25 protein-coding genes and 1 pseudogene are annotated in these 19,709 nt (G+C 29.0%); 23 read left to right on the forward strand and 3 right to left on the reverse strand.

Annotated elements, in window-relative coordinates; genetic code table 11:
* The first annotated feature begins 3 nt into the window (after positions 1-3).
* From I2A75_RS11255 to I2A75_RS11325, 15 genes are all read left to right on the forward strand, one after another.
* Positions 4-3,282: a phage tail tape measure protein gene (locus tag I2A75_RS11255; protein WP_207733813.1), complete on the forward strand. Its 3,279-nt coding sequence runs from the start codon at positions 4-6 to the stop codon at positions 3,280-3,282.
* Complete coding sequence (locus I2A75_RS11260; protein ID WP_195264559.1) at positions 3,275-3,961, forward strand: distal tail protein Dit; 687 nt, start codon at positions 3,275-3,277, stop codon at positions 3,959-3,961. The genes I2A75_RS11255 and I2A75_RS11260 overlap by 8 nt, the downstream gene beginning before the upstream one ends.
* Positions 3,958-6,231 (forward strand): phage tail spike protein, encoded by a 2,274-nt coding sequence (locus I2A75_RS11265; RefSeq protein ID WP_195264560.1) that lies wholly within the window; start codon positions 3,958-3,960, stop codon positions 6,229-6,231. The genes I2A75_RS11260 and I2A75_RS11265 overlap by 4 nt, the downstream gene beginning before the upstream one ends.
* A gap of 8 nt (positions 6,232-6,239) precedes the next feature.
* Positions 6,240-6,554, forward strand: coding sequence for a hypothetical protein (locus I2A75_RS11270; protein ID WP_195264561.1), 315 nt, complete (start codon positions 6,240-6,242; stop codon positions 6,552-6,554).
* A gap of 4 nt (positions 6,555-6,558) precedes the next feature.
* Positions 6,559-7,164 (forward strand): BppU family phage baseplate upper protein, encoded by a 606-nt coding sequence (locus I2A75_RS11275; RefSeq protein ID WP_195264562.1) that lies wholly within the window; start codon positions 6,559-6,561, stop codon positions 7,162-7,164.
* Positions 7,164-7,670, forward strand: a complete 507-nt coding sequence (locus I2A75_RS11280; protein ID WP_195264563.1) for a hypothetical protein — start codon at positions 7,164-7,166, stop codon at positions 7,668-7,670. The genes I2A75_RS11275 and I2A75_RS11280 overlap by 1 nt, the downstream gene beginning before the upstream one ends.
* A 15-nt stretch (positions 7,671-7,685) precedes the next feature.
* Positions 7,686-8,705, forward strand: coding sequence for a hypothetical protein (locus tag I2A75_RS11285; RefSeq protein WP_195264564.1), 1,020 nt, complete (start codon positions 7,686-7,688; stop codon positions 8,703-8,705).
* Between the two features lie 72 nt (positions 8,706-8,777).
* Complete coding sequence (locus tag I2A75_RS11290; protein WP_195264565.1) at positions 8,778-9,701, forward strand: hypothetical protein; 924 nt, start codon at positions 8,778-8,780, stop codon at positions 9,699-9,701.
* Between the two features lie 108 nt (positions 9,702-9,809).
* Entirely contained in the window at positions 9,810-10,043 is a 234-nt protein-coding gene (locus I2A75_RS11295) for a hemolysin XhlA family protein (RefSeq protein ID WP_195264566.1), read from the forward strand.
* 18 nt (positions 10,044-10,061) lie between these two features.
* Positions 10,062-10,313 (forward strand): phage holin family protein, encoded by a 252-nt coding sequence (locus I2A75_RS11300; RefSeq protein ID WP_195264567.1) that lies wholly within the window; start codon positions 10,062-10,064, stop codon positions 10,311-10,313.
* A gap of 2 nt (positions 10,314-10,315) precedes the next feature.
* Complete coding sequence (locus I2A75_RS11305) at positions 10,316-11,215, forward strand: N-acetylmuramoyl-L-alanine amidase (protein WP_195264568.1); 900 nt, start codon at positions 10,316-10,318, stop codon at positions 11,213-11,215.
* Between the two features lie 187 nt (positions 11,216-11,402).
* Complete coding sequence (locus I2A75_RS11310; RefSeq protein WP_195264569.1) at positions 11,403-11,723, forward strand: hypothetical protein; 321 nt, start codon at positions 11,403-11,405, stop codon at positions 11,721-11,723.
* Positions 11,724-11,784: 61 nt separating this feature from the next.
* Positions 11,785-12,234: a helix-turn-helix domain-containing protein gene (locus tag I2A75_RS11315; protein ID WP_195264570.1), complete on the forward strand. Its 450-nt coding sequence runs from the start codon at positions 11,785-11,787 to the stop codon at positions 12,232-12,234.
* Entirely contained in the window at positions 12,219-12,881 is a 663-nt protein-coding gene (locus tag I2A75_RS11320; RefSeq protein WP_195264571.1) for an AP2 domain-containing protein, read from the forward strand. The genes I2A75_RS11315 and I2A75_RS11320 overlap by 16 nt, the downstream gene beginning before the upstream one ends.
* A gap of 87 nt (positions 12,882-12,968) precedes the next feature.
* Positions 12,969-13,166: a hypothetical protein gene (locus I2A75_RS11325; RefSeq protein ID WP_195264572.1), complete on the forward strand. Its 198-nt coding sequence runs from the start codon at positions 12,969-12,971 to the stop codon at positions 13,164-13,166.
* 146 nt (positions 13,167-13,312) lie between these two features.
* On the opposite strand, the gene I2A75_RS11330 is transcribed toward I2A75_RS11325, so the two are convergent.
* Entirely contained in the window at positions 13,313-13,681 is a 369-nt protein-coding gene (locus I2A75_RS11330; protein ID WP_195264573.1) for an HNH endonuclease, read from the reverse strand.
* A gap of 84 nt (positions 13,682-13,765) precedes the next feature.
* On the opposite strand from I2A75_RS11330, the gene I2A75_RS11335 reads away from it, so the two are divergent.
* From I2A75_RS11335 to mobV, 5 genes are all read left to right on the forward strand, one after another.
* Complete coding sequence (locus tag I2A75_RS11335; RefSeq protein ID WP_195264574.1) at positions 13,766-13,930, forward strand: hypothetical protein; 165 nt, start codon at positions 13,766-13,768, stop codon at positions 13,928-13,930.
* Positions 13,931-14,026: 96 nt separating this feature from the next.
* Positions 14,027-14,170, forward strand: a complete 144-nt coding sequence (locus tag I2A75_RS11340; RefSeq protein ID WP_195264575.1) for a hypothetical protein — start codon at positions 14,027-14,029, stop codon at positions 14,168-14,170.
* Positions 14,167-14,487, forward strand: a complete 321-nt coding sequence (locus I2A75_RS11345) for a hypothetical protein (protein WP_195264576.1) — start codon at positions 14,167-14,169, stop codon at positions 14,485-14,487. The genes I2A75_RS11340 and I2A75_RS11345 overlap by 4 nt, the downstream gene beginning before the upstream one ends.
* Positions 14,487-16,061: a type IV secretory system conjugative DNA transfer family protein gene (locus I2A75_RS11350; RefSeq protein ID WP_195264577.1), complete on the forward strand. Its 1,575-nt coding sequence runs from the start codon at positions 14,487-14,489 to the stop codon at positions 16,059-16,061. Before I2A75_RS11345 ends, I2A75_RS11350 begins: the two co-directional genes overlap by 1 nt.
* Entirely contained in the window at positions 16,012-16,977 is a 966-nt protein-coding gene (gene mobV / locus I2A75_RS11355) for a MobV family relaxase (protein ID WP_195264578.1), read from the forward strand. The genes I2A75_RS11350 and mobV overlap by 50 nt, the downstream gene beginning before the upstream one ends.
* 290 nt (positions 16,978-17,267) lie before the next feature.
* Here mobV and I2A75_RS11360 read toward each other — a convergent pair whose 3' ends face one another.
* Positions 17,268-17,552 (reverse strand): helix-turn-helix transcriptional regulator, encoded by a 285-nt coding sequence (locus I2A75_RS11360; protein ID WP_195264579.1) that lies wholly within the window; start codon positions 17,550-17,552, stop codon positions 17,268-17,270.
* 277 nt (positions 17,553-17,829) lie between these two features.
* Positions 17,830-18,123: a helix-turn-helix transcriptional regulator gene (locus I2A75_RS11365; protein WP_195264580.1), complete on the reverse strand. Its 294-nt coding sequence runs from the start codon at positions 18,121-18,123 to the stop codon at positions 17,830-17,832.
* On the opposite strand from I2A75_RS11365, the pseudogene I2A75_RS11370 reads away from it, so the two are divergent.
* The 3 genes and pseudogenes from I2A75_RS11370 to I2A75_RS11380 form a co-directional block, all read left to right on the forward strand.
* Positions 18,121-18,618: pseudogene (locus tag I2A75_RS11370) on the forward strand (FAD-dependent oxidoreductase); the annotation flags it as partial. The gene I2A75_RS11365 and the pseudogene I2A75_RS11370 overlap by 3 nt on opposite strands.
* A gap of 267 nt (positions 18,619-18,885) precedes the next feature.
* The gene (locus I2A75_RS11375; protein ID WP_195264581.1) at positions 18,886-19,467 is read left to right on the forward strand and encodes a hypothetical protein; all 582 of its coding nucleotides are present in this window, start codon (positions 18,886-18,888) and stop codon (positions 19,465-19,467) included.
* A gap of 40 nt (positions 19,468-19,507) precedes the next feature.
* Complete coding sequence (locus I2A75_RS11380) at positions 19,508-19,690, forward strand: hypothetical protein (protein ID WP_195264582.1); 183 nt, start codon at positions 19,508-19,510, stop codon at positions 19,688-19,690.
* Positions 19,691-19,709: the final 19 nt, after the last annotated feature.

Raw genomic sequence — 19,709 nt, forward strand, 5'->3', positions numbered from 1 at the left:
AATTTGAGTGAATCTATAAGAAAAGTCAGTACGATATTTACAATAGATGATAATGAACATAATAAAAAACTTAAGGAAATTAATTCTCAGTATAAATTAACTCAAAGTGAGATAAAACTTGCTGGAGAGAGAATGAATTCCTTTGGTAAAAATACTGATGATTTGAAATATAAGCAAGAAGCGTTAGCTAAGCAAACTGAAACTCTTAAGGATAAGATTAATTTATATAAAGATAGTATAGAAAAAGCAAGTAACAGAGCAGAAGAAAATAATAAGAAACTTCAAGAATTAAAAACTACTAAACAGAATTTACAGAAAGAATATAAAGAAGCTGTAAAACTGTATGGAGAAGAATCGGAGCAGGCTCAAAAATTAAAGGATCAATTAGATAAAGTCAATCAAGAATATACAGAGCAAAAAGCTGTAGTAGATAAAAATATTGCTAGTGTAAATAATCATAAAGTTAAGCTGAATGAAACAGAAGCACAATTATCTAAAGTTCAAGGAGAATTAAACAAAACTAGTTCTGAATTAGATAAACAAAATTCTAAATGGTTATCGGCAGGAGAAAGTCTTAAAAAAGCTGGAGATAATATATCTAGTTTTGGAGAAAAGGCTAGTAAGATAGGCGGAACTCTAACTAAGACAGTAACATTACCTATTGTAGCGATAGGAACTGCAGCGGTAAAAGCACAAATAGATTTTGAAAGTGCATTTGCTGGGGTAAAAAAGACAGTGGATGGAACAGAAGAGGATTTTAAAAAGCTTGAAAAAGGCATTAAAGATATGTCTAAAGAACTTCCTTCAAGTGCAGAGGATATTGCAAAAGTAGCTGAATCAGCAGGTCAATTAGGAATTCAAACAGATAATATTTTAGGCTTCACAAGGACCATAATTGATTTAGGGAATGCAACTAACTTAGTTGGAGAAGAAGGAGCTAGTCAACTTGCTAAGTTTGCTAATATTACTCAAATGTCACAGAAAAACTTTGATAGATTAGGCTCTACTATAGTTGCTTTAGGAAATAACATGGCGACAACAGAAGCTGATATAGTTTCTATGGCTATGAGATTAGCTGGAGCAGGAAAACAAGTAGGAATGACAGAATCTGATATTATGTCTTTTGCGGCTGCATTAAGTTCTGTAGGTATTGAAGCAGAAGCAGGGGGAAGTGCTTTCTCCAAAGTAATGTTAGAAATACAAATGGCAATTCAAAGTGGTTCTGAATCTGTTGGCGATTTTGCTAAAGTTGCAGGAATGTCTACGCAAGAATTTGCAGATAAATTTAAAAATGATGCCACAGGAGCTTTAATAACTTTTATAGAAGGATTAGGAAAACTAGATAATAAAGCAGTAGTATTAGAAGATTTAGGATTTAGTGAAATAAGGGTTAGAGATGCACTTTTAAGAGCAAGTAGTGCAGGAGATTTATTTAATAAGTCTATTCAAATTGGTAGTCAAGCATGGAAAGAAAATACAGCGTTAACTAATGAAGCTAGTCAAAGATATGCTACAACCGAAAGTCAAATTGCCATTTTAAAGAATGAAATAGTAGATATGGCTAGAGAAATAGGAGTTGAGTTACTTCCTATAGTAAAAGATGGATTAGTAGTAGTAAAAGATTTAATAGAAAAATTTAATAATTTAAGTCCAGCTACAAAAGAAAATATAATTAAATTTGCTGGATTAGCAGCGGTGATTGGCCCGGTAGTTGGAACAGTAGGAAAGTTAGCACAAGGTTTTGGAAGTGTTTTAAAAGTAGCTGGAAAGTTTTCAACAGGTTTAGGAGCTGCAGAAGTGGCGACCGCGGGAGTTGGAACTGCAGCAGCAACGGCAGGAGGAACTGCAGGAGTAGCAGGATTAGCAACATCTTTAGGTGGAGTTGTAGTTGCAGCAGCGCCTTATGTATTAGCAGGAGCAGCAATAGCAGGAGCAGGATATGCTATCTATAAAGGACTTAATGAAGAAGTTATTCCAGAGGTTGACCTTTTCGCAGATAAAATAGAATATGCAGCACAAACAATGGACGCTAGTGGTACCTATATGGCTAATGGAGCACAAGCTACTGTTACTAAAATAAGTGAAGCAACTAAAACTGCAGTAGGAGCATATGTAGAACTAGATGATAGTGCAAAAAATGAAATGCAAAGTTTATATGTAAATTCTACTGTTATTTCTGAACAAATAAAAACTGATATGACTACAAAATTTGGAGAAATGGCAAGTCAAGTAGTTGCAGGATATGAAAAACAAAAGACTGATAGTGTAGCAGAGTTACAAGAAATGTTTAATACTCAAAGCACTTTAACTGCAGAAGAACAAGCTAATATTATTGCTAAAACAGGAACATTCTATGAAGATAGAAAAACTCAGACACAAAACTATGAAAATAGCATTAATCAAATAATGAATAAAGCTAGTCAAGAAAAGAGAGCTTTAACAACAGAAGAAACACAACAAATAACTGCATTGCAAAATATGATGAGAGAAAATGCAGTAAAAGCATTAAGCGATAATGAAGTAGAAGCACAAGTAATATTACAAAGAATGAAGGATTATGATGGTAGAGTAACAGCAGAACAAGCAGCACAACATATATCAAAATTGAATGAAAGTAGAGATAATGCAGTAAGGATTGCTAATGATGAGTATGAAAAGAAGATCGCTACAATAACAAGATTAAGAGATGAATCTAAATCTATTAGTTCTGATCAAGCTGATAAAATGATTGCTGATGCTAAAAGACAAAGAGATGGAGTAGTAGAAAAGGCGGAAGATACTAGATTGAGCGCTATAGATAAAATGCGAAAAATGAATAAGGATTTAGATAGAGAAGTTAATACCCAATCTGGTACTGTTTTAACTACTTGGGACAAAATAAAAAGATGGTGGAGTGGATGGCAACCAGAAACTAAAGAATTAAAAACAGTAAGTTATACTGAAAGAATGTCTGGAAATAGAATCGGTAATGCTTTAGGTACTTCTTACTTCCAAGGTGGAATGACAGAAATTAATGAAAAAGGATATGAAGTAATAGAATTGCCAAGAGGAAGCAAAGTTAAAAATCATTTACAATCAGAAAATATGATTAAAGATACTGCTATTCAAACTGCAAAGGCTATAGCGGGAGTAATTAATAATGATAGTTCCAATAATATAGAATTACATGTTTATTTAGGAGATAAAGAGATTATAGATAAAACTACTAAACAAGTAGTTAAATCTGTAGGAAGAAGTACAAATAATTATAGAAAAGGAAAAGGAGGTTTAGCTTTTGGATAAATATTTTATATATTTTAATGATAAAACTAATTTAGATGTAAATTTATTAGTAGCAAGTAGACCTTCTAAACCTTCTCCAATAATGAAATATGAAGAAGTTAAAGTACCAGGAGGGAAAACTTTATATAGAGAAAAGGGATATGAAGATATAGATATACCTGTATCTTTTAATTTTATGTCTAAGTACACCTGGGATAAAGATTTTAGGCTTATAAAAAGCTGGTTACTAAGCAAAGTAAATAATAAATTAAAGTTTAGTGATGATTTAGAAGTGTTCTACAAAGTTAATAAAGTAACTATAGATACACCAGAAAGGTTAATGAAAAAGATAGGTAAATTTAATGTTACGTTTACTTGTGAGCCTTACATTTATTTAGATGAAGGAGAAAGAGAATTAAATCAAATTTTATATAATAATTATTTAATTGCAAGGCCTGTTTATCGTATTGTAGGAGAAGGATATTTAAATCTTACTATAAATAATAAAACTATTAAGGCTAATGTAGGACAAGAGTTAATAATAGATACAAATAAAGGACTATGTTATAGACAAGGAATAGTAAATAATGTAGCACTTACTGGAAAATATGAAGATATGTACTTAAAAGAAGGAAATAATACTTTCGGTTGGAATAATGGATTTAAAATTTATATCTTACCTAATTGGAGGTGCTTATGATAGAAATATATATAAAAAGCAATACTGATTATGAAAGTAATGGAGATATAACATTAGATCCTACATCATGTACCTATAAGCATAGTGAAAAGTTAATAACTTTAGAACATTTTCAAGATGAAGAAGGTAGATGGAAATATATTGAATTTGAAAATGTAATTGCAGTAGAAAAAAATGAAAAGAAAATATTATATAGAATATTTAATGTAGTTAGGTCTTTGTATAGTGTAACAGCTTATGCAAGACCTATTTTTTATGATTTAATAGATAAAGTCTTATTAGATGTTAGACCAACAAATGAACTTGGACAAGAAGCTTTAAACATAGTTTTAGCAGATACACCATTCATAGGACATAGTAATTTAACTACTTTAAGTACTTCTTATTACATTAGAAAAAATATTGTAGAAGCACTTTTAGGAGATGATGAAAATTCTTTCTTAAATCGGTGGGGTGGAGAGTTTTATTGCGAGAACTTTGATGTTTATATCAATGATAGAATTGGTTCTGATAATGGTGTAAGAGTTGAATTTGGATATAATTTAGATGAAATAGAAGAAGATGTAAATACAGATAATATAGCGACTAGAATAATTCCAGTTGGTTTTAATGGTATAACATTAGAAGGTAATAATCCCTGGGTAGATAGTCCATTAATAAATAAATACACTCATCCTAAAATGCGTGTTATAAATTTTAATGATGTTAAGATTAAAGAAAATTCTAGTGATGAAGAGGGATTTAATACTATACAAGAAGCTAGAGCAGAGTTAATAAAAAGATGTAACAAACTATATGAAGAAGGTATAGATAAGCCTACTGTAAATTATAAAATTGATATGATCAATTTAGCCAATACAACAGAATATGAAAATTTTAAAATGTTAGTTAATGTAGGCAAAGGAGATACAGTAACTTGCTATATTCCACACTTAGATATAGATGTTAAAGCTAGAGTTATAGATTATGAAAAAGATTTATTAACAGGGGAATATATTTCTTTAGAGTTAGGAAATGCAGTAGATAACTTTTTTAATAAACAAGCTGATATACAAGCTACTGTAAATAAAATAACTAATAGCAATGGGACTGTTAATGCAAGTGAAATACAAGGTGTTATTAATGCTATTCAAACACAATTTAAGGCACTTAGGGATATAGCACAACCGCAGGATGTAAGAGCGATTCTATTTGAGGATAGAGTAGAAGAAAGTCCGACCTTTGGGTGTATGGTACTGGGTACAATGGGATTTGAAATAGCAAGTAAATTTAAACCAGGTACTACAGAGTGGGATTTTAGAACATTTGGAACTGGACAAGGTTTTATAGCAGATTGTATTATAGCTGGAATTTTAATGAGTAAAAATGGAGTAAGTTGGTTAAATCTTGATAATGGTACATTTGATTTTGCTAATGGAAATTTAAGTTTTGATGGTTTGAACATACAGCTTATAGGGAAAATAATAAATATCCTAAATGGATATGGTGTAGAAATGGATCAAGGCGGAATTATGTTTGCTACAGATGGAGAAGTAGTTGGAGGTATAAGAAGTTCTAGATATACAGATAATTTAGCAATTAATGGTCTTTCTATAGTTAATACAAGAGATGGAGATTTTATAGACATTGGCTTTACTGATAGTGAGAATTTTGAAGGAGCATCAAAATTCTATCCAAAGGTGAGAGTTAGTAAAAATATAAACCCCCTGACTGGTAACTTTATAGGAATACAGCTTTTAGATAATGTAAGACTTGCCAATATGAAAAGTTTTTATTTAGAATCCAACGATAGCAAATTTCCTCACGAAATCTATAACACAGCAAGTGGGCATTTAGCTATATTCGGAGACAATGGAGCCTTTTTAGGCTATATGAATGGAGTAGAAAAAGTAACAGCTATACAAATTGATGAAAAGCCTAATCAATACGGAACACAGGTTTTTATAAATAAGCAGTTAAGTTTAAATGATAAAAATATTACAAGTGTCAATGAAATATATAAATATGCCAATACTGGGCGTTATTATCATGAAGGTTGGTGTGGTTCGATAGAAGCTACTGCTAAGAGAATTAGTAATTTAAATGTGTATTATGATAGCGGTTGGTATGCTTATAGTTCTGGTTCTAACGGAGCGCCTTCAAGCTATGGTGTTATGCTTCATCTTAAGTGGGGAGAAAGTGATTTCGTACAAATAGCTTTCGATTTTTCTAATACTATGTATCAAAGAGCGTGGGTAAATGGGGCTTGGACAAATTGGACGCAAAGGTAAGGTGAATTATGAATAAAGTTTATTGTAATAAAGAAACTGATCTCGTAGAACAAATAATAAATATAGATGTGGATACCAGGTGGGAAGAAAATTGGTTCCCTAATTGTTATGTAGTTGATGATCCAAACAATAAAATAAATACCTATAATCTTAGATATAATAAAGAAACAAAAGCGTTTGAAGTTGTAGAGGGATTAAAACCTAAAGAGGAAGTTATAGTTATAAAACAACCTACTGTAGAAGATTTTCAAGAATTAAAAAATGAAAACGAAGATTTAAAATCTAGATTAGATAAACTAGAGCAATTATTAAATGTGAGGTGATATAGTGGCTAGTAAAATAGTCGTTAATTTAGATACTTCTAAAGAGTTGTATGGAGTATTTAAATGTAAACAGAATGATGATTTAATTCTAGAAGTAAGCATCTATGAAAATAATTTAGAAAAAGATTTAACTAATAGTTCTGTAGTAATACAAGCTAAGAAAGTAGATAATACTTATGTTATACAGAATACAGATATAACTAAAGAGAAGAATAAGTTTATAGCCAACCTTGTTAGGGATTTTACAAGAGTATCAGGAAAAACAGAAATAGAAGTAGTTTTAACAGAAAGTAGTAAGCAGAATACTACTTTTTCCTTTACTCTCGAAGTTGTTGGAAGTGTTATTCGTGGAGCAGTAGAAAGTTCTAATACTGCAACTATATTAGAAAAATTACAAGATAAGATAGTAGAAGCAGGAGCAGTTAAAGAAGAAACCGAACAATTAATAGAAAATGGTGGTGCTGCAACTACAGGACAAGTCAAAGAAATTACTGCGTCATTGGAACAAATGAGTGATTATTTAAATTATATGCCTGTTAATGGCGGGACATTCGAGGATTTTGATGGTAATGGAAATACAAATGTAATGATAGATGGAGGGATATATTAATGGGGATAATAAAATTAAAAAGAGGAAATAAAGCAAACTTAGGAACTGTAACTTTACAAGCTGGAGAACCAGCTTTTGTACTTGATGATAAAGAATTCTATGTCGGTGATGGTACAGATAAAATTCTAATAAATCCAATAAAATCAGTTGCAGGGAAAACAGGAATAGTAACGTTAACTAAACAAGATGTAGGATTGAATAATGTAACCAATGAGAGTAAAGAAACTATGTTTACATCGCCAACACTTACAGGTACTCCAACATCAACAACTCCAACAGCCGGAGATAACACAACCAAAATAGCTACTACAGCATTTGTTACTACTGCTGTAAATAATAAAACAAGTGTTAGTGGTAATGCAGGAACTGCAAGTAAGTTACAAACAGCTAGAACTATAACATTAACTGGTTCAATTACTGGTTCGGCGAACTTTGATGGAAGTCAAAATATAACTATAACGACAACCGGAAATGGTTCAGATGATATAGATGGAGGTACATTTTAATAAGGAGGGATAAGAATGGCTAATAAGATACAAATTAAAAGAGGACTTAAAGCAAAATTACCAGTGTTGGATATTGGAGAACCTGCATTATGTACAGATTCGGAAGAGGTTTTTATCGGTGGAAATGGCGGAAATATAAAATTAGTAGATAGCAAAAAAATAGTAGATAATCTAACCGCAGGTGGAGCTGATAAAGTTTTGTCGGCAGAACAAGGAAAGGTAATAAAATCAGAACTCAATACAAAATCTAATTTAAACAATAAACGTGTTGATTTAATAAATACAACAATGGATACAGAAGGCACTCTGAATGTTGCTAATTTTAGCGGTCAAAATAAAGGATCATTAGCACCGATAGGCAATGTAATTCATAACTATACAGATGGTATAGCTTTACAAATTGATGAAGTTGGCGAAGGTAATACAATATTGGTATTAAAAAATGCTAATAATCCTTCAAGGAGACCAGATAAACCATCGAATTATGTAGGTAATGCACACTTTTTGGATTGTTTAAAACATGTAGACGGCGGAGAAATTAGTTTGAGGTTATTTAGAGTTGGGAATAATGGTAATTTATATTGGTTTGATAAGTCTGATACAGTTCTACTATATAGTAATAAACAAGAAGATGGAACGCCTGCTTTTCAGATTCAAACTAGCACTAAACATAATCAATTGTTAAAAATAATGAATGAAACTTTAACTGAACTAATAATTCAGCACAATATGACTAATAATTATACTGAATTATTAGTTGGTAATAGTGGAGCTGGGTTGAATATACAAACGGCAGTAGGAGATATTGTTTTAAAGCCAGCAACAAATAAAGTTTATGCAAATGGAGTTTTGTATATGCTTGAAAATGGTAATTATGGTAGAGCTGTAATGGCTTCTAGTGGAAGTAGTGCACTAAGACCTACTCCGACATATATAGGTCAACCGTATTTCGATACACAATTAGGGAAACCAATATGGTGTAAACAATTTTCTCCAAGTGTGATATGGGTTGATGCTAATGGTTCAGTAGTTTAACTTTTAATAAATATTCAGTTTAAATATACATTATGATATAATTATGCTATTAATCATAATGGGGGTAAGAAAATGAAAAATAATAAATACTTTTATTTTAATATAATTTTTTCAACAACAATTATAGCTGTTTTAGTATTTTGTATGGTAAAAATTATGAGATTGGAAAGTTATATAAAATTATCAGAGAATAATAGTGTAACAACCTTAAATTTAAATGAAGAAAGATTGGATATGATTAATACAAAGGATTCTGTTGCTGGGAATACAAATATAGCAAATTTTTCGGGACAGGATCTAGGGACAAACGCACCAATAGGACAAATAGTGCATAATTATACTGATGGAATAGCAGTTCAAGTGGATAATGTAGGTGAGAATAATACTATTTTAGTTTTAAAAAATGCCTATAATCCATCAAGAAGACCTGATAAAGATAATAAATTCATAGGTACTGCTAACTTCCTTCAATTATTAGAACATACAGATGGAGAAAATAGCAAAAGAATTTTAACAATTAATAAAGATGGAGACTTGATATGGCTAGATAGTAACAAGACTACTGTTCTAGGGAATAATAAGATAGATGACTCTACTCCAGCTTTTCAATTAGAAGCTTATCAAGTCCATGAAAAGTTATTTGCGATAAGAAATGGTGGTAAAACAGCATTTGAAATTACTAATTCTAAAAACGGAACCGTGGATTTAATTGCAGGACAAGATTCTAAAAACGGAATGAATTTGAAAACAGTTAATGGTAACATTGAGTTTTCTCCAAATAGTGAAAAAGTAATTGTAAATGGTGAGATATATATTAAGAATGGTGATAATACTTATTCATTAATTAAAAATATGGTAGGTACAACAACAGAAAGACCAACTGATGTAACAAAACTTAAAACAGGAGATATATATTTTGATACATCACTAAATAAACCTATTTGGAGAAATTCTTCGAATGATGGGTGGGTAGATAGCCTGGGTAATGCAGTTTAATAGGCAATCGATAATTATTACGCACTAAATTAAAGAAAATTAAATACGAATAATAAATCTTAAGAGCTTACGGAATGTAGGCTCTTTTTATATTAAGGAAGGTGTGAAATGGCTGATGATAACAACATTATTTATGAAATAAGAGAGAATGTAGTTGAAATTAAAACTACATTAACAAGCATTGTCCAGAATACAGATCTAAAATTTCAAGTTCAAGAAGAAAAAATAAAGGTTGCCAATAACAGAATTAAGGATTTAGAAGATAATAATAAATGGTTATGGAGAGCATTTGCTGGTAGCTTAATAAGTGCAGTAATTGCTTTTTTTATTAAATTTAAATAATGAAAGGAAGTATGTAAAATGGAATTTGTAAAATTCATAATTGAAAATGCTTTAATATTAGTGCCTGCCTTATATGTTATAGGTTTAATATTAAAAGGAACTGAAAAAATAGGAGACAAATACATTCCAGTAATATTATTAATATTTGGAATTGTAGGAGCAATAGCCTTATTAGGATTTAATATTAATGCAATAATACAAGGTATTCTAGTTACGGGTGCATCAGTATATACTAATCAGTTATTTAAACAAATAAATAAGGGGGAATAGATATGTCGTTAATTCAAAGATTAATAAGTCCAGATAAATATAGTATAAAGTGTCCATATTCAATGGCACCAAAGGGGATTTGTATTCATAATACTGCAAATGATGCAACTGCATCAAATGAAGTAGCTTATATGCAATCAAATAACAATGAAGTATCATTCCACATTGCAATAGATGATGTGGAAGCTATTCAAGGAATACCTTTCAATCGTAACACTTGGCATGCAGGAGATGGAGGAAGTGGAGAAGGAAATAGAAATTATATATCTATTGAAATTTGTTATTCAAAATCTGGCGGATTGAAATTTATAAACGCTGAGAAAAGAGCAGCTAAAGAAGTAGCAGCATTATTAAAACAATATGGATGGACAATAAATAATGTAAAGAAACATAGAGATTTTAGCAATAAATATTGCCCCCATTTGACATTGGATTTAGGTTGGCAAAGATTTTTAAATATGATCCAAGCTGAATTAAATACATCCAACCAAACAGGAGATCTGTTTAGAGTAAGAAAGAGTTGGGATAATGCATTAACACAGATAGGCGCATTTACTAATTTAGATAATGCTAAAAAGTTAGTAGATATGAAAGAAGGATTCTTTGTATTTAATAGTAAAGGAGAAAAAATATATCCAATAGATAAAGTCGTTGAAAAAACTAATAAACAATATGTTAAATTAAAATATGCTAGTTCATGGAGAATTTATCCTGAAAATGTAGCATTAGTGACAGGAAATGAAAAAGGATTTTTAAATCCAAGAGATTACGGTGATAATGGAATTTTAACATATGAAATATTAAGTAGGCCACAAGCAAATGCAGTAACAATTCAAACTAGAGATTTTGGACGTGGGGTTGTATATCTTCCACCTGGAGATAATGAATGGGAAATAGTATAGAATGAATAGATAATTTTAAAAGGCTAGTAGGTAGGAGCAATTTTACTTACTAGCCTTTTTTTATTTGTCGAAAAATAAATTACGATTAAAAGTAAAAATGTTTATAAAAAGTATTTACATTTACGTTTAAACGTATTATAATTATATCATAAGGTAAAACAAATTAAAAAATAAAGGAGATAATGAAATGGTAGAATTAAAGGGTAGTGAAAAACAAGTTAGTTGGGCAAATGATATCAGAGAGGTAGTTTTAAAAGGTGCTAAAAAGTTAGTAGAAATTAGAGCAGAAGAACATGAAGAAAGAGGAAAGAAAAGAACTTTAAGAATGTTAGAGGAAGCTAAAGAAGCGCTTAACAAAATTGAAGAAGAAGAAAGTTCAAAATACTTCATAGATAACTTTAGTTATATACTAAGAAACATGAAAGATTATGAAATAGAAGCAGAAGTAAGCAATGTAGATTTAGAATTAATAATAGCTTATAAAATGAAAGATGAATTAGGACTATAATCAATAGAGTTGCTAGATCTCTTAAAAACTAGCAAATTAAATAAAATATGGAGGAATATATATGAGTGATTTAGTTGGAGTTAGATGGGGAGATTTAAAAAAAGAAACTAAAGAGTTTTTGTTAATGAACTCGACTATTTGGGATAATGTAAAAGAGGGAGAATGTATATATGATTTAACTGAAGATTTAGCTATATCAGGATATGTTAAGTGTATAAGTAAAGACAAAGGAGACTATGAATATATAATTGATGATGATGCTATAATATATGATCCTAGCGAGGGAGTTATTTTAGAAACTAAAGAAAAGGTTAAATTTGTAGTAGATGAAGTTATGACAGTTAATGAAGCAGCTGAAATATGGGGAAAGACAGAAGGTGCTATAAGAGCAGCAATAAAAGCTAAGAAGTTCATACCAGGAGTGGATTATAGAAAAGCTGGAAGAATAACTCTTATAACTAAAGAAGCTATGGAGCGAGTTTATGGAGAAGGAATATGGCACAAGGAGTAAAAAGAAATTTAATTGGAAGTAAATTTAATATGTTAACTATAATAGATAGTGAGTTTAGAAATAAAAAGACTTACTATCTATGCAAATGTGAATGTGGTAATGAAAAGTGGATTAGAGCAGATAGCGTTACATCTGAAAAACAAAAGAGTTGTGGTTGCTTATCTAAGAAAAAACAATTTAAGCATAAAGACCTTACAGGAAATAAAATTGGAAGATTAACAGTTTTAGAAGAGGTAAATAAGAAAGTCGAGAAATATTATTATAAATGTAAATGTGATTGTGGAAATATCAAAGTAATTGAAGCAGATCTATTAACAACAGAAAAAACTAAATCATGTGGGTGTCTTGGAACTGAAAACGCACTGAATAAGCAAAAAATAGCACTTGGGAAATATCGAGAAAAATACTTACTTGAAGGTACTAGTTTAGCAAATATATCTAGAGAAAAGCCGATTAAATCAAATACTAGCGGGATAACAGGAGTTACTTGGGATAAAAGTAAAGGGAAATGGATGGCTCAAATAGTATTTAAAGGGAAAAGCTACTACTTAGGAAGATACGAGAATAAAGAAGATGCAGTAAAAGCGAGAAAAGAAGCAGAGGAAAAATTGCATAAAGAATTTTTAAGAAAATTAGAAGAAAAATAGAAAATAAAAAGGCAGTAACCGAAGCTACCACCTAAGCGCAAATTAAGTATAGCATATGTTACTTCCTTAATTCAAGGAGGAATTGAAATGTTAAAGGAAAAAGAAATAATGGACCTATTAAAAAAATCTTTAGAAAAGTATGTATTACATTTAATTAATAATAGCTTAGACTACATTGTTCATGAAGGGGAAATAAAAGCATATATAAATGTATTGAATAGAGAAGATTTAAAGATTAGATATTTATCATTAGATAAGGCTAAAGAGTTATTAAATAAATTATAGAAAGAATATGAAGAAGCACCTAGAATTTAATCTAAGTGCTTTATTTTAATATTAATCCGGCTATTAAAGAACCAAACACGCACATAAGCATTAAGGATATGCTTAAATCTATTCTTATAAATTCTCTTTTCATATAATCACCTCATTTAATAATTTTTATCATGGAATTTCGCATGGCATTTTCTGCATAAAACTACTAAGTCGCTTAAATCCTCATGTCCTATATTTTTATATGTATTATGATGAACATTTAAATATTTTGTACTAGAACACAATTGGCACCTATTACCTGCTCTCTTCAAGGCTTTTAATCTAGTTTCTTTCCAATGCGGGCTGTTTAAGTATTCTTGATATTCTATTTTTTTATTTTCTCTTTTATATGAATCTATAAAATCTTTATAGATAATATTTTCTTTTATTGATTTTTTTCTTTCTAATAATAACTTATCTTTTCTATTTTCGTTTTTAACGACTAATATTGTGAATAGAATTGATAGAACAATTGTAATCGGCATTAGCAACATAAGGTTCATAGAATCACCTTCCTAGTGTGATTTTTCCCTTAAATATGGTAAAATATACATGTAAGGGGTGGGCGTATGGGTAAAAATTACGAAAAAATAGACTTAGCATTTTCAGTAAACAATGAAAAAGAAATGGAATTATATAATTGGATTGAAAATAAGTGTGGTATATTGAATAAATCTACATTAGTAAAGCAAATGTTATATGAATTAATGATTAAAGATAAGAGCGATAAGTAGCTCTTATTTTTTTATTTATAAATTCTGAAATATTAAGAACTATTCTGAAATATTCTGCATATATATAAACTAAAGATATAAAAAAAGGAGAAAATTATGGCAAGAAAGATTACTATTAGTTTTAAGGAAACAACAAAGGATATAGAGTTATATAGTTATTTAGTATCTCTTGAAGATAAATCTACTGAGATAAAAGATTTAATTAGAAAAGCACTTAAAAATATGGAGGAGAAAAAGTGAAGGTTTATTATATAAACAAAGAATTAAATATTGTTATTAGTTTAGATAAACTTAATAAATTATCTCCTAATACAAGGCTAGTTATGGATTATAAAGGGAGAGAGATTGCTTATAGTGTAAATGATATTTATAAATGTAGAGATTGGAAGGTATGCACGATAGATGATTATAGCTTAAACCTAGATGATATTAGAGAACTTATGAAGAGAGTAGATAAAGATAGCGAAGTATATAATAAATTATTAAAAGAAGAGCAGGACTTATTAAATATATTGGTAGAAGATAAAACTATAGAATTAGAAAGGAGTTTATTCTAATGATAGCAGAGTTAGGATTAGCGACACAATTCTTGTACTATAGTTTAGGCTTAATAGCAACAGGAGGAGCATATTCTTCATTAAAAAAACATCTTAATAAACAAGATAAATTAGCTAATAATGATATAAAAAACTATAAAGAATTAAATAATATTATTGGCGAAGATGGATTAAAAATATCTAAAAATATAAGTCTGAAAGAAAAAATAGATTATGAGGGAATATGTTTAATAGGACCAACTGGAGCAGGTAAAACTACATCATTATTCTTAAATAATTTACTAGATAATAAATTAAGAGGTAGCTTGATTGTCACAGATCCAAAAGGAGAATTGTATAATCTCACTAGTGGATATCAAAAGAATATTTGTAAAAGAAAGGTTTATAAGATAGATTTCTCCAATACTGATTATAGTGAAAGATATAATTTATTAGCTAATTGTGAGAATTCAGAGGAAGTTATACAACTAGCAAGTAACTTACTATTAAATGGAGCGTTATCAGTAGAATTAGCAAGCGGAAAGAAAACAGGAGGAGTAGAATGGATTCAAATGGCCGAGCCTTTACTTGCAGCAGTATTACTCTATGTAAAAGATTTAGAGAAACCATTTAATACAATAGAATTTGCATTACAATTAATCCTCAACCTTAATAATGGACAACTTAAAGGTTTAATAGATAAATCTAAAAATATAGATGCCATAACTCAATATGATATATTCCTTATGGTAGGTGGAGCAGATAGAACAGAGGGAAGTATTAAGATAACTTTAGCAAGTAATATGAAGTTGTTTACTACTAAGGATGTCAATAAGATATCAATTAATACCACATTCAATATAGAGGATTTTAGGAAAGAGGAATCAATTTTATATGTAATATATCCTGAAAGAAAAAGTGTATATTTAGCGCCTTTTATAGCACCTTTATTTTCACAATTAATAGATAAGCTTATAGATAGTTATAATAATAAAAGCATACCTATACGCCTTTTATTTGACGAATTTGGGAATATAGGAATGCTTTCTAATATGAGTATCAATGCTGCTACTGTAAGAAGTAGAAAAATGAGTATAACTACTTGTGTTCAAAGTATTACTCAACTGTATCAAGTATATGGAGAGCATAGCAGTAAATCTATACTAAATAACTTGAAAACAAAGATTGTACTTCCTGGAATAACAGATGTTGATACAATAAATTATATTTCTAGTCTATGCGGAGTAACAGAAATTAATACTAAAAGCACAAGTTATTCAGAACAAAAACAAAGCACCAGCTACTCTAAGACAAAGAAAAAGATATTTGAAGATGGAGAATTAAGAACACTAGAAGATAATACCGCTTTAATAGTAGTTAATAATAAGATGCCAGTAATAGATGAAATATCATTGTATTTTGAAACGGAATTAAAAGAAAATGTTATAGAAGAAGTTAAATATAAAAAAATCTCTACAAATATATATAACCTTAAGAAAGAGATAGATAGAATAAAATCACTTAGCAATGAGCAGGAGTTAGAAGATGACAACGCAAGACGAACTTTACGACAAATATTTAAAGAAGAAAGCTAATAGGCGTTACAGTTCTGATGCTAGATTTTTTACAGTATTTAGAGTTGGAGAAAAATTTAAAAATAATCCTAATGCTGATTCAATATCTATAGATGGATTGGCTAAGTTTGAAAGGCATAACAATAGAAAAGGGAAAGTGCCTAATGCAGATCCTAAAAAGAAACATCTAAATCAAATTCTTATAGGAAATGAAAATGTAGAAGAAACTGTTAAGATGTATTTAGAAGGTGTTAAAATAAGAGATAATTCTGTTATTGCAAGAGAAATTATATTAAGTGCTGGAAATGGATTTTGGGAAAGGTTAAGTGATACAGATAGGCAAAGATGGATAGATACTAATATGAAATTCTTAAAAGATAACTTTGGAGATAATTGTGTATATGCTGTTTTACACATGGATGAAACTACTCCACATATCCATGCCTTAATAGTACCAGTTTTCTATAATGAAAAAAGAAGAATATCTACACTTAATAATAGTTTTTACTTTGGAGATAAAGAAAAGCTTAGTGCATGGCAAGATAAATACACTAACACCTTAACAGATAATTTTGAAAATGTATTTAAGAGAGGTATTCGAGGAAGTAAAGCTACCCATGTAGATTTAAAGACTTACTATGCACTTATAAAGGAGAATTTAAATGAATTAAATGCAGATGTTATATTGGCTAATGCTAAAGAGAATTTTATAAATAAGAAGAAAATAGAAGAGCTCCATGATACTCTAGAAAATAAAGAAGATGAACTAAAGTTAGCAGAAGAAATGGTTAAGAAAAATAAAGAGTTAAAAGAAGATAAAAAGCTATATGAATATGTAATAAGGAACTTAGCAACTAAATACAATATTCCAGAAGTTGAGGTCTATAAGATTATAAAAAATAAAGATAATGGCAAGAATATAGAGAGGGAAAGATAAGTTCTTTCTCTTTTTTATGTTAACCAGTTATGTATAGATGGATCATTATAATTAAGCTTGTTATTTACATAATGCGAAAAAAACGTAGTAAGTACTCCTTTTTAGAAAGTGGTAGAAAGTAGGTTAACAATATTTATAGAATTTAATAAAAAAATAATGCTCATGCGATTTATAGTATGTTAAAGCAACCAACCTTAACTATCAATCACACAAGCGAGATTTTAAAAATGTTATACAAATAGTATTATCTTAATTTTATTTTATTATTCAGAGTAGGATTAATTTCTACTCTATTTTTCATATAAATATCTATAGTATCCAGTAATACAATGATTTATATATTTCTCTAAATTTTCATCAGCTTTATAGTTATATCGTATATTTGTTCTGCCAACTAAAAAATCTAAACTAACATTATAAAAATCTGCCATTTTTATTAAATTTTCTATATCTGGAGTACGCTCCCCTGTTTCCCACGAGGAATAAGTTTGTCTAGCTATACTTAATTTTTGCGCAACATCTTCTTGTCTTAATTCTTTTTCATTTCTTAATAGTTTTAAAATACTTGTATTCATATAAACACCCCAAGAATATTTTACCAAATACAAAAATAAAAACTTTATATGCTACAAAAAAGAGAAAAATATGCAATTAAGAAACCAAAATACGACATTAATAGAAAAAATAATATTGTTAAAAGAACGCATGTTTGGTATAATTAAAATGCGTATTATTTAGAGGGGACAGATGACATTATGGATGAAGGTATAAAAAGGAAGAGGATTGTGTTAAAGATTAAAAAAATAAAAAAAGTACCTAATGACCCAGAAAAAAATGACGAGTAGTAAAATTCTACTCGTTATTTTTAATATCAAAGTAATTGCATGGTAGATTAAAAGCTTTGCAGATTTTATGTTTATTTACCTCACTAATAGGTAGCATATATTTTTCATATTTCATAATTGAAGAATAACCAATACCAACAAATTTACTAAATTTATATTTATTTAATCCATTTAACATTCTTAACTTATAAATTTTCTGAGAAATCGTGGCTTCTGGAAGGTCTTTGTATTGCTCGCTTACTGAGTTTTCTAAGTCAGAGAATACTTTATCAAAAGTTGCAGTTTTGTTGACCTTGAACATGCTAAACTTATGACTACGTACTATCCATTGAAGAAACTAAGAAAAATTAAAGGATTAGAAAATGCAAAATATGTAGATCCATATGCAGGTAGTAAAGGAAATTCAATAAGATATTTATCAGTTGCGCCAAGAACTAATGATCTAAAAGTAAAAGGCGTAGATAATTTATTTTGTGCAGGTGAAAAATCTGGTCTTTTTGTTGGGCATACAGAAGCAATATGTACTGGTAGCCTAGCTGGGCATAATGCTGTAAGGCTTGCAATGGGAATACCTCTATTAATTCTACCAGGATCAATAGCTATAGGGGATATAATATCTTATGCAAATGAAAAAGCAGGAACAAGAGAAGGTAGAAAAAATAGATATACATTTGCAGGAGCAGAATACTTTAAACGAATGAAAGAATTAGGATTGTATACTGTTGATAGAGAGGAAATAAAAGATAGAATTAAAAAGGTTAATTTAGATAAAGTATTTGATCAAAAATTAATATAGTAAGAAGTAAGAAAAAGAGAATAGAATATTTTATTCTCTTTTTCTTTATATAGAAGCCTTAAGATTGGTTAGTCATTAGGAAATTTTTTCATTTATATAATAGGAACAAAATAAAAAGGATGTCTAGCTGTAACTTTAGTTAAAGAAATAGATATATTATTACTAATTTGAACATATATTAATAATAAAATAAAAATTTATATTAGGTGGAATAATCTGAATATAAGTGATAGAATACTATATATAAATTTGGGACAGGGAGTAGATATGTTAGACTTTGATTTAATGAATATATTTAATGGATTTATAAGAAATTATGCAAATTTCGGTTTAAATAAGAATAGTAGTAGATTTGAAGCAGTAAAAAGAGAAATTAAATATTTCATAATGCTTGGACAATTTTTAGGCTATTCAGTAATGCACAAGGGAATAAATAATGATGATGAAGCTTCTTTAAGTAATATTGAAGTAGCATGGAAAGATTATGATTTTAATACATTATCCTCAAGTTCTATAAAATTACAGCTTTTTAGAGAAGATGATTTAGTTAATGATTTGGAGGTAATACAAAACTTATTGTATAAAGTAAAAGAAGATCCCGATAAAGCATATGTACAAATATTAGAAACTTCATCAAATGCACGTATAGATTATCTTAACAATATAATTAATACGTCATATTTAGAAATAAAAAAAGATATGTTAGTAATTTATATAATTAGGGATATACTAAATGATAAGAGTTACTATAATGGATATTTATTTGAAAAAGGTAAAATTACTAAGAAAAAGATAGGTATTTGTTATAGTGATGTTGTAGGAGAAAAAAAGGCTGTTTTTAAGTTTTAATATTATCCTTTAATATTTAATATATAAAAGGAGAATAGTTATGGAAATAGAAAAAGGAAAAATACAAGAGATTTGGAACTACAATCATAATAAGATAATAAAATATAAACAGGTAATTAAAAATAATACTTTAAATGAAGTTACAGAAATTGAAACAGAAAATTTAAATGAATTAATTAGTGAAGTTAGGAAACAACTTTATGAATGGAACAGAATTATATAAATAAACAATTAAATAGGGG

The sequence above is a fragment of the Clostridium sp. 1001275B_160808_H3 genome (genome assembly GCF_015550425.1).
In the GTDB taxonomy this organism is placed as follows: Bacteria; Bacillota; Clostridia; order Clostridiales; family Clostridiaceae; genus Clostridium.

What these genes read in the sequence shown, in the direction of transcription:
- I2A75_RS11265 (WP_195264560.1), top strand. Translation starts at nt 3,958, where the DNA reads ATGATAGAAATATATATAAAAAGCAATACTGATTATGAAAGTAATGGA.
- I2A75_RS11270 (WP_195264561.1), top strand. Translation starts at nt 6,240, where the DNA reads ATGAATAAAGTTTATTGTAATAAAGAAACTGATCTCGTAGAACAAATA.
- I2A75_RS11280 (WP_195264563.1), top strand. Translation starts at nt 7,164, where the DNA reads ATGGGGATAATAAAATTAAAAAGAGGAAATAAAGCAAACTTAGGAACT.
- I2A75_RS11285 (WP_195264564.1), top strand. Translation starts at nt 7,686, where the DNA reads ATGGCTAATAAGATACAAATTAAAAGAGGACTTAAAGCAAAATTACCA.
- I2A75_RS11290 (WP_195264565.1), top strand. Translation starts at nt 8,778, where the DNA reads ATGAAAAATAATAAATACTTTTATTTTAATATAATTTTTTCAACAACA.
- I2A75_RS11295 (WP_195264566.1), top strand. Translation starts at nt 9,810, where the DNA reads ATGGCTGATGATAACAACATTATTTATGAAATAAGAGAGAATGTAGTT.
- I2A75_RS11300 (WP_195264567.1), top strand. Translation starts at nt 10,062, where the DNA reads ATGGAATTTGTAAAATTCATAATTGAAAATGCTTTAATATTAGTGCCT.
- I2A75_RS11305 (WP_195264568.1), top strand. Translation starts at nt 10,316, where the DNA reads ATGTCGTTAATTCAAAGATTAATAAGTCCAGATAAATATAGTATAAAG.
- I2A75_RS11310 (WP_195264569.1), top strand. Translation starts at nt 11,403, where the DNA reads ATGGTAGAATTAAAGGGTAGTGAAAAACAAGTTAGTTGGGCAAATGAT.
- I2A75_RS11315 (WP_195264570.1), top strand. Translation starts at nt 11,785, where the DNA reads ATGAGTGATTTAGTTGGAGTTAGATGGGGAGATTTAAAAAAAGAAACT.
- I2A75_RS11320 (WP_195264571.1), top strand. Translation starts at nt 12,219, where the DNA reads ATGGCACAAGGAGTAAAAAGAAATTTAATTGGAAGTAAATTTAATATG.
- I2A75_RS11325 (WP_195264572.1), top strand. Translation starts at nt 12,969, where the DNA reads ATGTTAAAGGAAAAAGAAATAATGGACCTATTAAAAAAATCTTTAGAA.
- I2A75_RS11330 (WP_195264573.1), bottom strand. Translation starts at nt 13,681, where the DNA reads ATGCCGATTACAATTGTTCTATCAATTCTATTCACAATATTAGTCGTT.
- I2A75_RS11335 (WP_195264574.1), top strand. Translation starts at nt 13,766, where the DNA reads ATGGGTAAAAATTACGAAAAAATAGACTTAGCATTTTCAGTAAACAAT.
- I2A75_RS11340 (WP_195264575.1), top strand. Translation starts at nt 14,027, where the DNA reads ATGGCAAGAAAGATTACTATTAGTTTTAAGGAAACAACAAAGGATATA.
- I2A75_RS11350 (WP_195264577.1), top strand. Translation starts at nt 14,487, where the DNA reads ATGATAGCAGAGTTAGGATTAGCGACACAATTCTTGTACTATAGTTTA.
- mobV (WP_195264578.1), top strand. Translation starts at nt 16,012, where the DNA reads ATGACAACGCAAGACGAACTTTACGACAAATATTTAAAGAAGAAAGCT.
- I2A75_RS11360 (WP_195264579.1), bottom strand. Translation starts at nt 17,552, where the DNA reads ATGAATACAAGTATTTTAAAACTATTAAGAAATGAAAAAGAATTAAGA.
- I2A75_RS11365 (WP_195264580.1), bottom strand. Translation starts at nt 18,123, where the DNA reads ATGTTCAAGGTCAACAAAACTGCAACTTTTGATAAAGTATTCTCTGAC.
- I2A75_RS11375 (WP_195264581.1), top strand. Translation starts at nt 18,886, where the DNA reads ATGTTAGACTTTGATTTAATGAATATATTTAATGGATTTATAAGAAAT.
- I2A75_RS11380 (WP_195264582.1), top strand. Translation starts at nt 19,508, where the DNA reads ATGGAAATAGAAAAAGGAAAAATACAAGAGATTTGGAACTACAATCAT.